At 52.7% G+C, this 12,663-nt stretch carries 13 protein-coding genes; 7 read left to right on the top strand and 6 right to left on the bottom strand.

The genetic code is table 11. The features are described from left to right. Window positions 1-80: 80 nt before the first annotated feature. From PMIT1303_RS08410 to PMIT1303_RS08395, 3 genes are all read left to right on the top strand, one after another. On the top strand, window positions 81-1,094 hold the full coding sequence (locus PMIT1303_RS08410; RefSeq protein ID WP_063398329.1) for an ABC transporter ATP-binding protein: 1,014 nt from the start codon (window positions 81-83) through the stop codon (window positions 1,092-1,094). Window positions 1,095-1,170: 76 nt separating this feature from the next. Further along, entirely contained in the window at window positions 1,171-2,025 is an 855-nt protein-coding gene (locus tag PMIT1303_RS08405) for an ABC transporter permease (protein WP_063398328.1), read from the top strand. A 274-nt stretch (window positions 2,026-2,299) separates the two neighbouring features. Continuing rightward, on the top strand, window positions 2,300-2,992 hold the full coding sequence (locus PMIT1303_RS08395) for an N-acetylmannosamine-6-phosphate 2-epimerase (protein ID WP_063398457.1): 693 nt from the start codon (window positions 2,300-2,302) through the stop codon (window positions 2,990-2,992). Window positions 2,993-3,141: 149 nt separating this feature from the next. Here PMIT1303_RS08395 and groL read toward each other — a convergent pair whose 3' ends face one another. Next, window positions 3,142-4,842, bottom strand: a complete 1,701-nt coding sequence (gene groL / locus PMIT1303_RS08390) for a chaperonin GroEL (protein WP_063398326.1) — start codon at window positions 4,840-4,842, stop codon at window positions 3,142-3,144. A 129-nt stretch (window positions 4,843-4,971) separates the two neighbouring features. On the opposite strand from groL, the gene PMIT1303_RS13520 reads away from it, so the two are divergent. Then, the gene (locus PMIT1303_RS13520; RefSeq protein ID WP_156486982.1) at window positions 4,972-5,148 is read left to right on the top strand and encodes a hypothetical protein; all 177 of its coding nucleotides are present in this window, start codon (window positions 4,972-4,974) and stop codon (window positions 5,146-5,148) included. A 23-nt stretch (window positions 5,149-5,171) separates the two neighbouring features. Here the strand turns inward: PMIT1303_RS13520 and fabG are convergent, their stop codons facing one another. The 3 genes from fabG to PMIT1303_RS08375 are packed head-to-tail and all read right to left on the bottom strand — an operon-like array spanning window position 5,172 to window position 7,887. Then, window positions 5,172-5,924 (bottom strand): 3-oxoacyl-[acyl-carrier-protein] reductase, encoded by a 753-nt coding sequence (gene fabG / locus PMIT1303_RS08385; RefSeq protein ID WP_063398325.1) that lies wholly within the window; start codon window positions 5,922-5,924, stop codon window positions 5,172-5,174. 47 nt (window positions 5,925-5,971) lie between these two features. Continuing rightward, window positions 5,972-7,051: a TrkA family potassium uptake protein gene (locus PMIT1303_RS08380; RefSeq protein ID WP_063398324.1), complete on the bottom strand. Its 1,080-nt coding sequence runs from the start codon at window positions 7,049-7,051 to the stop codon at window positions 5,972-5,974. Continuing rightward, window positions 7,048-7,887 carry a glycosyltransferase family 9 protein gene (locus PMIT1303_RS08375; RefSeq protein WP_063398323.1) on the bottom strand — a complete coding sequence of 280 codons (840 nt, stop codon included), beginning with the start codon at window positions 7,885-7,887 and terminating at the stop codon, window positions 7,048-7,050. Before PMIT1303_RS08375 ends, PMIT1303_RS08380 begins: the two co-directional genes overlap by 4 nt. Window positions 7,888-7,960: 73 nt before the next feature. Between PMIT1303_RS08375 and ispD the strand changes: the two genes are divergently transcribed. The 3 genes from ispD to PMIT1303_RS08360 all read left to right on the top strand — a co-directional run bounded on the left by ispD (window position 7,961) and on the right by PMIT1303_RS08360 (window position 10,625). After that, window positions 7,961-8,638, top strand: coding sequence for a 2-C-methyl-D-erythritol 4-phosphate cytidylyltransferase (gene ispD / locus PMIT1303_RS08370; RefSeq protein ID WP_063398456.1), 678 nt, complete (start codon window positions 7,961-7,963; stop codon window positions 8,636-8,638). Between the two features lie 587 nt (window positions 8,639-9,225). Continuing rightward, window positions 9,226-9,387 carry a hypothetical protein gene (locus PMIT1303_RS13515; protein WP_156486981.1) on the top strand — a complete coding sequence of 54 codons (162 nt, stop codon included), beginning with the start codon at window positions 9,226-9,228 and terminating at the stop codon, window positions 9,385-9,387. A 572-nt stretch (window positions 9,388-9,959) separates the two neighbouring features. Continuing rightward, window positions 9,960-10,625 (top strand): hypothetical protein, encoded by a 666-nt coding sequence (locus PMIT1303_RS08360; protein WP_063398321.1) that lies wholly within the window; start codon window positions 9,960-9,962, stop codon window positions 10,623-10,625. Window positions 10,626-10,819: 194 nt separating this feature from the next. Here PMIT1303_RS08360 and PMIT1303_RS08355 read toward each other — a convergent pair whose 3' ends face one another. Together PMIT1303_RS08355 and PMIT1303_RS08350 are read right to left on the bottom strand one after the other, a co-directional pair. Beyond that, window positions 10,820-11,719 (bottom strand): LD-carboxypeptidase, encoded by a 900-nt coding sequence (locus tag PMIT1303_RS08355; protein ID WP_063398320.1) that lies wholly within the window; start codon window positions 11,717-11,719, stop codon window positions 10,820-10,822. 3 nt (window positions 11,720-11,722) lie between these two features. Further along, window positions 11,723-12,616 carry a 4-hydroxybenzoate polyprenyltransferase gene (locus tag PMIT1303_RS08350; RefSeq protein ID WP_063398319.1) on the bottom strand — a complete coding sequence of 298 codons (894 nt, stop codon included), beginning with the start codon at window positions 12,614-12,616 and terminating at the stop codon, window positions 11,723-11,725. Window positions 12,617-12,663 lie beyond the last annotated feature (47 nt).

Genomic DNA, 12,663 nt, shown 5'->3' with positions numbered 1-12,663 from the left:
GTCACTAGAGACCCCCTGGAGGGTCTGGTAGCTCTATAGAGCTGCCTAGATTTTTAAGACTTGTACGACGTTCCCTCTTGATGCCGATGATTGAACTGAAGCAGCTTGAGAAGTCCTATGGAACGGTTCAAGCCCTAAAAGGTCTCAGCCTCAAGGTGCCTCGGGGATGTCTTTATGGTTTGCTTGGACCAAATGGTGCAGGCAAAACAACCACCCTCAGGATTCTTTGCACCCTTCTGGCTCCTGATTCAGGCACGGTCAGCGTGGCTGGCCTCAATGCTTTAAGTGATCCTCGTGCTGTCCGGCTCGAATTGGGCTATGTGGCACAAGAGGTTGCTATCGACAAGATCCTCACAGGTCGGGAGTTGTTGCAGTTGCAGGGGGATTTGTATCACTTGCGATCTAGCGATAGGGATGGACGCATTGCTGAATTGATTGATTGCCTTGGCATGCAGGATTGGATTGATCGACGTTGCGGCACCTATTCGGGCGGGATGCGTCGCCGGATAGACCTGGCCTCAGGTTTGTTGCATCAACCACAGTTGCTGGTGTTGGATGAGCCCACCGTTGGTTTGGACATCGAGAGTCGTTCAGCGATTTGGCAATTGTTGCGTGAGTTGAGGGCTCAAGGCACCACCGTGCTCCTTAGTAGTCATTACCTTGAGGAGGTTGAGGCCCTTGCTGATCGGATGGCGATCATTGATGACGGGCGAGTGATCGCAGAGGGAACTCCTGATCAGCTCAAGCAGCAACTTGGAGGTGATCGGGTGACTCTGCGTGTGAAGGAATTCAGCGATGATCGTGAGGCCGAGCAGGTCAGGCAGCTTCTCCAAGGTGTGGATGGTGTGCGCCAGGTGGTGGTCAATCGGGTACAGGGTTTTTCCCTCAATCTTGTTGTAGAGAATGAAGCGGTTGTGCCTCGTTTGCGAGAGCAACTTGATGGTGCTCAGCTGCCTGTCTTTGCCCTCGCTCATAGTCGCCCGAGCTTGGATGATGTTTATTTGCAGGCCACTGGCCGAACCCTGATGGACGCTGAGTTAGCTGTAGCTGGTCAACGAGACTCAAAGCTGGAGCGTAAAAAAGCGATGCGTTGATCCCTTTCGTTCGTTTTATTGAGTTGGATCTGCCTTAATCCACCCTTTTCTCATTCGTTCTGTTGACAGTCACTCCATGACTAGCCCTGTTGCCGCTGTTACTACCCGTGCTGCAGAGCAGGGGCCATTGGTTGATCTTATGCAGGAAACTTTGGCCCTCACGCGCAGACTTTTCTTGCAGCTGTTGCGACGCCCGTCGACCTTGATTGCTGGCATCCTTCAGCCCTTGATCTGGTTGGTGTTGTTTGGTGCTTTGTTCTCTAATGCTCCGGAGGGTTTGTTGCCAGGAGGCATGAGCTACGGGAGGTTCTTAGGGGCTGGTGTGATTGTGTTCACAGCGTTCAGTGGTGCACTCAATGCTGGATTGCCAGTGATGTTTGATCGTGAATTTGGTTTTTTAAACCGTCTTCTGGTGGCTCCGCTGCGCAGTCGCAGCTCGATCGTGCTTGCTTCTGTGATCTACATCACATCTCTAAGTCTTCTGCAGAGCCTGGCGATCATGGCAACGGCTGCCTTACTGGGTTACGGCTGGCCAGGTGTTTCGGGACTGGTCTTGGTGTTGTTCACCTTGTTGTTGCTGGTTTTTGCGTTCACTGCCTTGAGCCTTGGACTGGCTTTTGCTCTGCCAGGTCACATTGAATTGATTGCGGTGATCTTTGTGGCCAATTTGCCTTTGTTGTTTGCGAGCACGGCTCTGGCGCCGCTGTCTTTTATGCCTGATTGGCTTGGCTGGCTTGCGGCCCTAAATCCACTTACTTTTGCGATTGAGCCCATACGAGCTGCCTATGCCGGTCCGCTTGATCTTGGTGCCGTTCTACTTGATGCTCCTTACGGGACTGTGAGTGGTTATGGATGTTTGACCGTGTTGATGGTGGTCACCGTTGGCTTGTTCCTGATGATTCGTCCTTTGTTGAACCGTAAACTCGCCTGATTTCGTGCACCACTCCACTGCTTGCCATGCCTGACGTCCAGCAGGTGTATCGCTATTGCGTCACGACATTGCTGAGCCTTTGGCAGATGCAATGGTTCTTTGAATTTCAGAACTGTTTAGAGGTTTTCGTTCAAGGGCAGGAGCCTCTGTCGGAGCAAGCCCCGACGGTCCTGAACTCGTTGTCAGTTCTACCTTCCCCTGCTTTTGCTCTAAACCATTTGCCGCATCATTGCTCGCCAATCACGAATGCAAAGCTGTCGAAGGCATTCTGAGCATGTCTTTGCCTGCTTTTGAAACTCTCAGACGGGGGTTGATTGTCTCTGTTCAGGCGCCCGAGGGTTCACCGATGCGTCATCCTCAGGTAATTGCGGCCATGGCTGAAGCCAGTCTTTGCAATGGCGCGGTTGGGGTGCGTTTGGAAAGTCCGGAACACATTGGTGCCGTTCGACGCCGTTGTCCGGATGCCTTGATTATTGGGCTTTGGAAGCGTTCCTTCCCTGATAGTGCTGTCTACATCACGCCAGGATGGGAGGAGGTTCAGGCTGTCTGGTCGGCGGGAGCAGATGTCGTGGCTCTCGATGCTACCCAGCGTCATCGGCCAGGGGGGATCACTCTTGAGCAGCTTGTGAGTCGGGTTCGGGAAGATTTGGGAGCCCCTCTGATGGCAGATGTCGATACGATCGAGAATGGTTTACGTGCAGCAGAGCTTGGTTGCAGCTTTGTGGGCACCACTCTTTATGGCTATACCGAAGTGACTGCTGTTAAGCGGCCTCCAGGTTTGTGTTTGTTGGGGCCGTTGCGGCAGCAGCTTTATTCAGATGTCAAGCTCATCTGCGAAGGCGGGCTTGATTCTCCTCAGATAGCACTAGAAGCATTGTCTTCAGGTGCAGACATGGTGGTAGTCGGTACAGCGATTACCGGTGTCGACCTGCAGGTGGAAAACTATTGCCGAACATTGGCGGCTTAACTTCCAAAGCTTTTTGGCATCAACTGAACTGTGGGACGTGCTTTGGGTCGTGACTTGTCCAGGCAGATGCAGATGCACAACGCATGAGACTTGTCCATGCGTTGTGGCGGCGTTCTTTTTCTAGCCCTAGGAAAAGCTTTGGGGCCGGACTACATCATGCCTGGCATTCCCATTCCACCCATTCCACCCATTCCACCCATTCCACCCATTCCACCCATTCCACCCATTCCACCCATTCCACCCATCGGGTCACCACCGCCATCGCCGGCGGGAGCAGGAGGCTCGGGTTTGTCTGCAATCACGAGCTCTGTGGTCACCATCATCGAAGCGATTGAGACTGCGTCCTGAAGTGCCAGGCGCACCACCTTGGTGGCATCGAGAATACCTGCTTCCAAAAGGTCTTCGTAGGTGCTGGAGATGGCGTTAAAGCCCTTGTTAAGGCGTTGCATCTCAGAGATCACTACATCACCATTCTCGCCAGCATTGATAGCAATCTGGCGTGCAGGTGCGGAGAGTGCTCGCTGCACAATTTCTACGCCGGTGCGTTGATCGCCGTTGAGCTGTTCGGCCAGTTTGCTCAGCCCTTTGCTTAATCGCAGGAGCGTGGTGCCACCACCTGCCACAATCCCCTCTTCAACTGCAGCACGGGTGGCGTTGAGCGCATCCTCAATGCGCAGCTTGCGGTTTTTGAGTTCCGTTTCGGTAGGGGCCCCAACCTTGATGACGGCTACACCACCGGCCAGCTTGGCAATGCGTTCATTGAGTTTCTCGCGGTCGTATTCGGAGTCAGTTTCATCTAATTCTCTTTTGATAGAGGCCACGCGGGCATTCACGGCATCGCGGTTCTCATCCTTGGCGACAATAGTTGTGTTGTCTTTGCTGATTGTGATTCGTCGGACCTGCCCTAGATCGTCTTGGCTGACTTTCTCAAGGGTCATGGCGCGGTCTTCACTAATGACAGTTCCACCAGTTAGAACTGCGATGTCGGCCAGGGCAGCTTTGCGGCGATCTCCGAAGGATGGTGCACGAACAGCTGCTACCTGCAAGACACCTCGGTTTTTGTTGACGACCAGGGTGGCAAGGGCCTCACCCTCTACCTCCTCAGCAATGATGACGAGAGGGGAGCCACTTTTCTGCAGGCTTTCCAGGATGGGCACAAGATCGGAAACTGAACTGATCTTGCGGTCTGTGAGCAACAGCAGGGCATTCTCAAATTCGCAGATCTGACGGTCTGCATCGGTAACAAAATAAGGGGAGCTGTAACCGCGGTCGAAGGCCATGCCTTCAGTGACTTCTAGTTCGGTGGCGAGAGATTTGGATTCCTCAACGGTGATCACACCATCGGCGCTTACTTTGTCCATGGCTTCAGACACCATCCTGCCCACTTCCTGGTCTCCCCCTGAGCTGACAGTGGCGACCTGATGGATGGCATTACCTCCAACAGCTTGACTGAGCTGGGCAAGCTCTTTTACCAATTGGGCCACGGCCTTTTCCATGCCACGACGCAGTTCGATTGGACTTGCGCCAGCGGCCACATTGCGTAAGCCTTCATGCACCATCGCTTGGGCAAGCACGGTGGCGGTAGTGGTGCCATCCCCTGCCTTGTCTTTTGTCTTGGATGCGACCTGTTGAATCAGCTTGGCACCAAGGTTTTCAAATGGATCGTCAAGTTCGATCTCTTTGGCGATGGTGACTCCGTCATTAACGATGTCTGGGGCGCCAAATTTTTTCTCAAGCACCACGTTGCGGCCACGGGGGCCGATGGTGACGCGCACGGCATCGGCTAGGGAATTGACACCGCGCTCAAGAGCACTGCGGGAGTCATCCGAAAAACTGAGGAGTTTGGCCATGGTCTGCTGGTACCCGTCCGTCAATGTCCCATAGGACGTTCACCGCGGGCGAGGGGGCATAAGTGGGGAAAGCCGAATCCTTGTTGTTATGGGTGTGCTTGCAGGGGATTGGCTGGGTATGGTCCAGCTATGAATGACACTGGGGCGCTGTTTTTCGTGATCATGGCCGGCCTGGCCGGAATCATGGCTATGGTGTATGTGCCCTTGCGTCTCTTCCTGACAGTCACTGCCAGGAGCAGACGTTTAAGACTCCTTCAGCGCATCCGGCGCTTGCGAGATGAACTGGGACAGCCGCTGGAATCCTGAACGTCTGATCCAGCAGTAGCTTTTCAGCCCATCAGCATGCCGCCATCAACTTGTAGCACTTGTCCAGTGATGTAAGCCGCTGCAGGGTCGGCTGCCAAGAAGCGCACAGCTCCAGCGACTTGCTCTGGGGTGCCAAAGGATCCCAAGGGGATAGCGGCAAGAATCGGTTCTGCATCCAACTCTTTTGTCATGTCTGTTGTGATGAAGCCTGGGGCTACTGCATTGACAGTGATTCCTCGGCTGGCAAATTCTTTGGCTGTACTTTTCGTGAGGCCCACCACTCCAGCTTTGGCTGCTGCGTAATTGGCTTGGCCTGCATTGCCCATGAGGCCCACCACGGAGGTGATATTGATAATTCTGCCGCTTTTTTGCTTAAGCATCGTGCGAGCAACAGCCCGCGTGCATAGAAACACTCCTGTGAGGTTGAGATTGACCACGGCTTGCCAGTCTTCTGTTTTCATTCGCATCAACAGGCCATCGCGAGTTATGCCTGCATTGTTGATCAAAATATTCAGGCTGCTGCTGCGTTCAAGCACGGTTTTGATCAGTTGGTCTACGGCGTCTTCTTCTGCCACATTGGCTTTGATGGCATAGGCAGAGCCACCGTTGCTGGTGATCGTATGAACAACTTCTTCTGCTGCATCAGCTGAGCTTGAGTAGTTCACGACCACTTCTGCTCCTGCCTCTGCGAGGGCAAGGGCTACAGCACGACCGATCCCGCGACTGGCTCCTGTGACTAGGGCGGTTTGGCCAGTTAGGGGAGGAGGAGAGGTCATGGCGTGATTCGTTCTCGCAGGATCGTACGGACCCATTGCAGTTCTTCTCAACTAGCCATCCTTTCGATGGTGTCCAATGCTTCGCCGAGTAATTCACGTAAGCGGATGAGTTGAGCTTTACTGCCTAGGACGACAAGTAATTGACCTGGGGCCAGTTCGACTTCGCTACTGGGGTTGGCCATCAGGGATGAGCCGTCTCGGATGGCCAGCACCATTGCGCCACTGCGTCGGCCCAGTTGAAGTTTTGCCAGGCTGCGCTGGCTCAGTTTGTTGAACTTGAGTGGGTCTTGGCTGAGTTGGAATTCTTCGATTTCATAATCTGATCCAGCCAACAGATCCATGAAGTCCACAGCTAGGGGGCGCAGAGCTGTGGCAGCCATGGTGCGGCCTGCGGCCACATAGGGACTCACTACCACGCTGGCACCTGCCAGTTTCAGCTTGACGGCAGCTTCTTCACTATCGGCCCGTGAGATCAGTCGACAGTTGGGTCGCATGCTTTTGGCACTTAAGACCACATAGAGGTTTGCTGCATTGCTGGGTAAAGCAGCTACCAGGCTGCGGCAATGGTCTAAGCCAGCTTCAAGCAACGTTTCATCCAAGGTGGCATCAGCTTGTAAAACGTTTAGGCCTTGTTCTTCTGCTGCTTGTTTGTTGGCTGGATCTATTTCCACGACAAGCACTGGGACCTGCTCGAGTTGCAGTTTTGAGGCGATTTCTTGGCCGATGCGGCCGTAACCGCAGACGATGACGTGATCACGCATACGCCGCAAGACCCTGCGAAACCTCAGCTCCCGCAGCTGGCGGAAGTAGCCGGATTCTGTCAGCCGTAGTGCCCGTTGAATCGTGAGCTGAACCACGACCACCCCCCCGGCAATGATCAGCACAGTGACCAGTCGCCCAGCTTGCGAGAGCGGCTCCACCTCTCCATAACCGATGGTGCTGATGGTGATGAGCACCATCCAGAGACAATCTCCCCAGTCCCATCCTTCGGTGAGGCGATAGCCCAAGGCTCCTACCAAGATCACCACGGCTAGGGCCAGGATTGGCCCTAGCCAGGGTTTGGCGAGCACTCGCAACGGCAGGCTTGCAAGCGGACCTCGTCTAAATGGGTACCACCAACTTTTCATTGGAAGCCCAGTGCGTTGAGAACCTCCTGCTGGTTGATTGAGTTGATGTCTGCATGACTGGCACCCAGACAACGGATTTCATCTCGTTTCGGTAAGGCGTCGGCTGGAGTGCCTAGGGCAACTAAGGGAACACCTGTATAAACGGCAAGCAGTTGGGTGATTGGACAGCTGCTGAGTACGACATCAGCGCAGGCCACTTCGGCAGCGCGATGGATTAGGGGTGCTTTTAAAGGCAGCGTGATGCTTCTGAGATTGGGTAATTTGCCTTTGATTGCATTTGGAAGGGTTAACCATTGCTGAGTTGGCCAGTCTCCATCGTTGCCATTTGGAGCCAGCAGTAGGAGGGGGCCCTCTCCAGTGGGGTGTTGATCACGAACCTTCTGAAGGCTGTCGTCTGGCAGGAACAGCCGGAAGCTGTCGGCGTCAAGAGTGAGGCCAATCGCTTGGAGGTAGCAGTCCAATTGTTGGGCAGGCCAACCTTTGCTGGGCTCAACGAGGGCTGTGCGTGCAAAGCCTTGTTCCGCAATCCTGATGGGGATGTGGCTCATTGAGAGCATCAAATTCACTTGTTGCCCTTGGGCGAAGTTGAAGCAAACTTGAAAATCGCCTTCTCTTACAGATCCGAGCAGATTGGTCCAGTCAGCGAGGGATGGGCTGGAGTTAAAGGCGATTGGGATTACCTTTTCTATCGCTGGCAACAGACTCCACAAGGCTTGATGGGTGGGATCGCAGGCCAGCTGCAGTTTGCCTTTCAGCTGGTTGGCTGCTGCTGCTAGGGCTGGAAGCCTCTGAAGTTGTTGGATTAAAGGACCCGGACTGAGGGCGAGAACACGCATCGATCCAGAGGCAGAGGCGTTGCGAGCTGATTGTATGGAGGAGGTTTCAGCCTGCTTGCGGCAGGAGGCGCATATGCATCTGTTGATTGTCGCTGCAGGAAGCGGAAGCCGTATGGGAGCGGATCGCAACAAATTGCTTTTGCCTCTGGCAGGACGCCCTGTTCTTGCTTGGACGATTGATGCGGTGATGGAAGCCGATTCGATCACTTGGGTTGGCATTGTTGGCCAACCTGTGGACCGAGCAATGATCATGGAGTTGTTGGCTGAGGTAGTCAAACCCGTTGTTTGGATTGAGGGGGGCAGCACAAGGCAGGAATCCGTAGAGCGTGGATTACAGGCGTTGCCTTCAGTTGCGCAGCATGTTCTTATTCATGATGGGGCTAGGTGTTTAGCTGAAGCGGCTTTGATCAATCGCTGCGCTGAGGCGGTGGTGGCTGGCGAAGCTGTGATTGCTGCAACTCCGGTTACCGACACGATCAAGCGCGTTGATGGTCAAGGGATCATTACGGGCACACCGGATCGTGCGGAACTTTGGGCAGCCCAGACTCCGCAGGGCTTTGCTGTGGAGCAGCTCAAGCAAGGTCATGCTGAGGCTCAGGCCAAGGGTTGGACAGTGACTGACGATGCCTCGCTTTATGAACGCCTGGGATGGCCGGTGCAGGTGTTGGAGGCCAGCCCTGCCAATATCAAGGTGACTACACCGTTTGACCTCACGGTGGCCGAGGCAGTGATTGCACTGAGAGCAAAATAGGAATCTGTTTGTGATCAATAGCTGATGGCTTCAATATTGGATTGGCTGTCAATGATTGTGCTTTTATTGCCTTGAGACAGATTAAAACTGCAAAAACTTTTAATTGCTAAGCTAGCTGTTCAATGGGTTGGTGTTTCACTTGGTCTAAGCTCCTTGTCATTGTAAAAGCAGTTAATTTCCCACCTCTAATAAATGTCTATATCTCTTTGGTTAACCAACAAAAGCTGAACTGAAGATTACCATTTTCAATGCCATTGGCTCTAAGGGATTTGATGGCAACTTGATGCCACTCTTCTGGTATTTGATTGACTCTTACATCCCAATCCCAAGGAAGTCGTTGTTGGCCTGGAGAGATCAATTGCTGCAGTTGAGGTAGCCTGATAGCTGCAACCAAAAACATCCCAGATCATGAGTGACCTTTTAAGCATTCAATCCTAGTGCAGCAGATCTTGGCGTGATGGAGATCTGTCTCAAAGCACTGTGATTTCGGAGTGATCAACCTCACAGAGGCGAGTGACAGAGGTCATCGCATGAGCCATTGATTCGAGAGAAGGTGTTTTTGTCTTATATATAGACATTTCAATCTAATGACTAACGAAGAATTGACAGTTGTCGAATTAGTGAAAATCGTGGGGGGTTCGGGCTACTGGTGGGAGCAGGGGGCAATTAGTTCGGGTCAAAAAAAGAAAAAGAAAAAACTGCGTAGGACGAATCTTTCAGCAGCACAGGCAAGAGGTTGGTTTTCTTAGGAGCTGGGTGATAAAAAGGAACATTGATGTTGTTTACTGACGCTTTGTTTCTGCCTGGTTAGACCTAGTTCAGGAGTTCGAGGACGTCGCAACCCTGAAAACCTTTCCTGGGCTTGAGGACATCCAACGCGGGTGTCTTCCTTCATGTCAGTTGTTGGTTCTACTTGTAGAGAAAATGCATATGCTCTTGATTCTTGTGTTCAAGCTCACCGCTTGCATTGAAAAAGGTCACTGCGTTTTCAAAGAGGTTGAGTGAATTTATTGATAGCGGTGAAGGATGAAAACAAAAAGTCGCCACCGCTCTAGGGGAATTAATTCCTTTTATAATTTGATCTGGCCAACCTTCTCGAGATATTCCTGTAAGTAATAATAACTATGCGAAAGAGATTGCGCGCATTCATGTAGTTTCGGGGCTAGCCTGCTGCTGGCGATTTCATTATAAGATATGCGCTAATGTCTAAGGTTAGCTAATGATCTAAGTTGTTGGAAAGAAAAAAATGACTCTTCTATTAGATTCGCTTCTGACTGAGGTGGCTGGACTTCCCGAGGGAAGTTGTAGTTGCACTACTTGCATGCCTCTAGCAAGGAGGCTTTCTCCTGATGGGCTTCTGGCTGAAATCCCTGGACTGCCTAGATTTCATTTATATGATCACACAGTTGATGCACTTTTAAATGATGGTGATGAAACCCTCGATTACTATATAGATAAGTCATTTGGTTGGGACTATCTAGAGAATGCTGATGGTTGGATTGATACTGCAATTCACAGTGTTGGTCATTCGACAACAGATATAGCCTTCATTGAGTATGTCTTCAATAGGCTTGACCCTCTAATCGATCTAGACTTTAGAAGGCGATATACAAATTACGGTACAGAGATAGATTTTTATTCAGTTGACTACGTTAGTGCTTGGGGAGATCAGCCGATGGTAGGACAGGCTATCCCTAGGGGTGGAAGATTGGCCGGTGGTGGTGGAGCGTGGTGGGATGTTCTCTGGAGGGATACCGATGGGCTCCTTTCATTGAATGATTTGGATGGAAATACTATAGTTCATGAGATTGGTCATGCCCTTGGTCTTTCTCATCCTAATAACGATCCATTTAATGGGAACTGGAATACAGATGACACCGTGATGTCATACAACATTAGCCCTGATGGTTGGGACTACTGGTTTTCTGATGCGGATATTGCTGCTCTTCAGGCGATTTGGGGAGTAGAGAATGATGCTCTTGTGTGATTCATTGAAAGCTCAATTGGGATAGCACTTTATGATTAGCGGTTGATAATTTTGTTGGTGATATCCGTTAGGCCTCCTCTTCTTTTAATTAAAAGTTTAATGCCGATGCTCTTGTTTTTTAGGCTTGAGTATTAATGGCATTCGACTAATGGCAGATGTTTATTGTCTTGATTATTTCGCTGAAATAGCTTTGTTTAGCTCAGCAAGCTGAGCCGGCCATGGCTGCCGTCAAGCTGGGCTTGTCGTCCAAGTGGTAAGGCAGCATTGCCGCAGCAATGACCAACTGGGAGTTGGCCGACGACAGGAATTCCGAGGTCAACACTGCGTTCTTTGAGGACTTCCTCAAGTTGGAAGGTTTTATCCCCAGGAATCTGTTCAGGTGCTTCACACCTCTCAAAGCTGCCGAATCCAAGGCCGGCCAGTCTTTGTAGTAGGCCTGCGAGGCGCCAGTGGGTCAGCATGCGGTCGATGCGATAGGGCGCTTCTTCAACATCTTCCAGAATCAAGATTGCACCGTTGAGATCGGGTACATGGCTACTGCCTAGCAAATGGGAGGCCACAGTGAGATTGGCGACCACCAATGGCCCGCTTGCCACTCCACCCACCCAGGGCTGCCCTTCAAGGTCTGGGATGTGTTTGCCGAAGAGAAGATCATGCAGTCGGGCTTGGCTCCAGGTTGGCTCCTTGGCAAGTGTGGTGAGTAAGGGGCCATGCACGCAGCCGTCGAACCCGGCCGCCAAACGTGCCCAGAGCAGGGCGGTGACATCTGAAAACCCCATTAGCCAGCCTGGTTGCCAGGTTTGCTTGTGTTCCAGTAAACGTGCAGCCCCCCAGCCGCCGCGAGCACAAGCCAGCAGAGCAGCAGGGGACTCAGGATTTAGATCGCGCTGGCGGCTGGCATCATTGCCCGCCAGGTACCCCCAGCGGCGTTCACTCACTTCCTGAGACCGGCAGACTAATCCCCATTCTTCAAGGACTTTGAGGCCTTCGAGCAATGATTGTTCATCCTCTAGCGCTGAACTCGCAGCCACTGTGATCACCTCGTCGCCACGTTGAAGCGCTGGTGTGAGCAGGTCAGATCGGAGCTGAACCATGATTCAGCTGATGCGCCCCAGGATCAAGCCAATCAGCAACATCGCGCCTAGCAGAACTTGATGCTGAAAGTGCTGCCCGTAGGTCGTCATTGGTTGATTGGAACCTCGCAGGGTCCACGTTTCTTTTTGCATGCCGATGCTGGCGATGAGCCAGAAGGGCCAAAAGGCCCAGCCCACTCCTGCGCTCATTGCTGCACTAGCCAGAAAGGTGCAGGCCAGTGCATAACTAAACGCGACAGTTTTAAGTGCATGGCTCCCCAAGCTCAAAGCACTGCTTTTTAAGGCCAGGTTGGCGTCGTCACGACGATCCGCCATGGCGTAAACCGTGTCAAAGCCGAACGTCCACATCAGAGTGGCCAACCAGCAGCCCAGCAGTGGCCAGCCTCCGTTGAGATTGGCCTGGCTTGCTGCCCACGGGATCAGTACGGCAAACCCCCAGCAGAGGGCAAGCACCGCTTGTGGATAGGCAAACCAGCGCTTGGCCGAGGGATAGAGCAGGATCGGTGGCAAGGCCAGGATGGCTAGAGCAAGGCATAGGCCCCGGCTTTGCGTTGGCAGGGAGACCACGACCAAAAGACTGAGCAGCAACAACACAATCAATAAGCCCACAGCAGTGGAAATTCGAATGCTGCCCTTCGCTAGTGGCCGTTCCCTCGTGCGCTCCACCTGGCGATCAATGCGTCGATCCCAGAGATCGTTGGCAATGCAACCGGCGCCGCTCACCATCAGACCTCCAACGACGATCAAACTCACAAGCCCTGCTAAAGGAGGTGCATCCGGAGTAAGCCAAAGGCTCCAACCTGCTGGCACGAGAAGGATGAGCCGACCACTGGGTTTGTGCCATCGCAGCAGCTCTAGCCATTGTCTTAAGCCATTAGAGACGGATCTGCTGGTCACGGGTTTCTGGGTTTGAAGAACCCTAGGGAGGGACCTCTAGACATCGT

Origin of the sequence: Prochlorococcus sp. MIT 1303 (genome assembly GCF_001631965.1) — a bacterium.
GTDB lineage: Bacteria > Cyanobacteriota > Cyanobacteriia > PCC-6307 > Cyanobiaceae > Prochlorococcus > Prochlorococcus marinus_D.
This window is presented reverse-complemented; position numbering and strand designations above follow the sequence as displayed.

What these genes read in the sequence shown, in the direction of transcription:
- PMIT1303_RS13520 (WP_156486982.1), top strand. Translation starts at nt 4,972, where the DNA reads ATGAATGACACTGGGGCGCTGTTTTTCGTGATCATGGCCGGCCTGGCC.
- PMIT1303_RS08360 (WP_063398321.1), top strand. Translation starts at nt 9,960, where the DNA reads ATGCCTCTAGCAAGGAGGCTTTCTCCTGATGGGCTTCTGGCTGAAATC.
- PMIT1303_RS08395 (WP_063398457.1), top strand. Translation starts at nt 2,300, where the DNA reads ATGTCTTTGCCTGCTTTTGAAACTCTCAGACGGGGGTTGATTGTCTCT.
- groL (WP_063398326.1), bottom strand. Translation starts at nt 4,842, where the DNA reads ATGGCCAAACTCCTCAGTTTTTCGGATGACTCCCGCAGTGCTCTTGAG.
- PMIT1303_RS08405 (WP_063398328.1), top strand. Translation starts at nt 1,171, where the DNA reads ATGACTAGCCCTGTTGCCGCTGTTACTACCCGTGCTGCAGAGCAGGGG.
- fabG (WP_063398325.1), bottom strand. Translation starts at nt 5,924, where the DNA reads ATGACCTCTCCTCCTCCCCTAACTGGCCAAACCGCCCTAGTCACAGGA.
- PMIT1303_RS13515 (WP_156486981.1), top strand. Translation starts at nt 9,226, where the DNA reads ATGACTAACGAAGAATTGACAGTTGTCGAATTAGTGAAAATCGTGGGG.
- PMIT1303_RS08355 (WP_063398320.1), bottom strand. Translation starts at nt 11,719, where the DNA reads ATGGTTCAGCTCCGATCTGACCTGCTCACACCAGCGCTTCAACGTGGC.
- ispD (WP_063398456.1), top strand. Translation starts at nt 7,961, where the DNA reads ATGCATCTGTTGATTGTCGCTGCAGGAAGCGGAAGCCGTATGGGAGCG.
- PMIT1303_RS08410 (WP_063398329.1), top strand. Translation starts at nt 81, where the DNA reads ATGCCGATGATTGAACTGAAGCAGCTTGAGAAGTCCTATGGAACGGTT.
- PMIT1303_RS08375 (WP_063398323.1), bottom strand. Translation starts at nt 7,887, where the DNA reads ATGCGTGTTCTCGCCCTCAGTCCGGGTCCTTTAATCCAACAACTTCAG.
- PMIT1303_RS08380 (WP_063398324.1), bottom strand. Translation starts at nt 7,051, where the DNA reads ATGAAAAGTTGGTGGTACCCATTTAGACGAGGTCCGCTTGCAAGCCTG.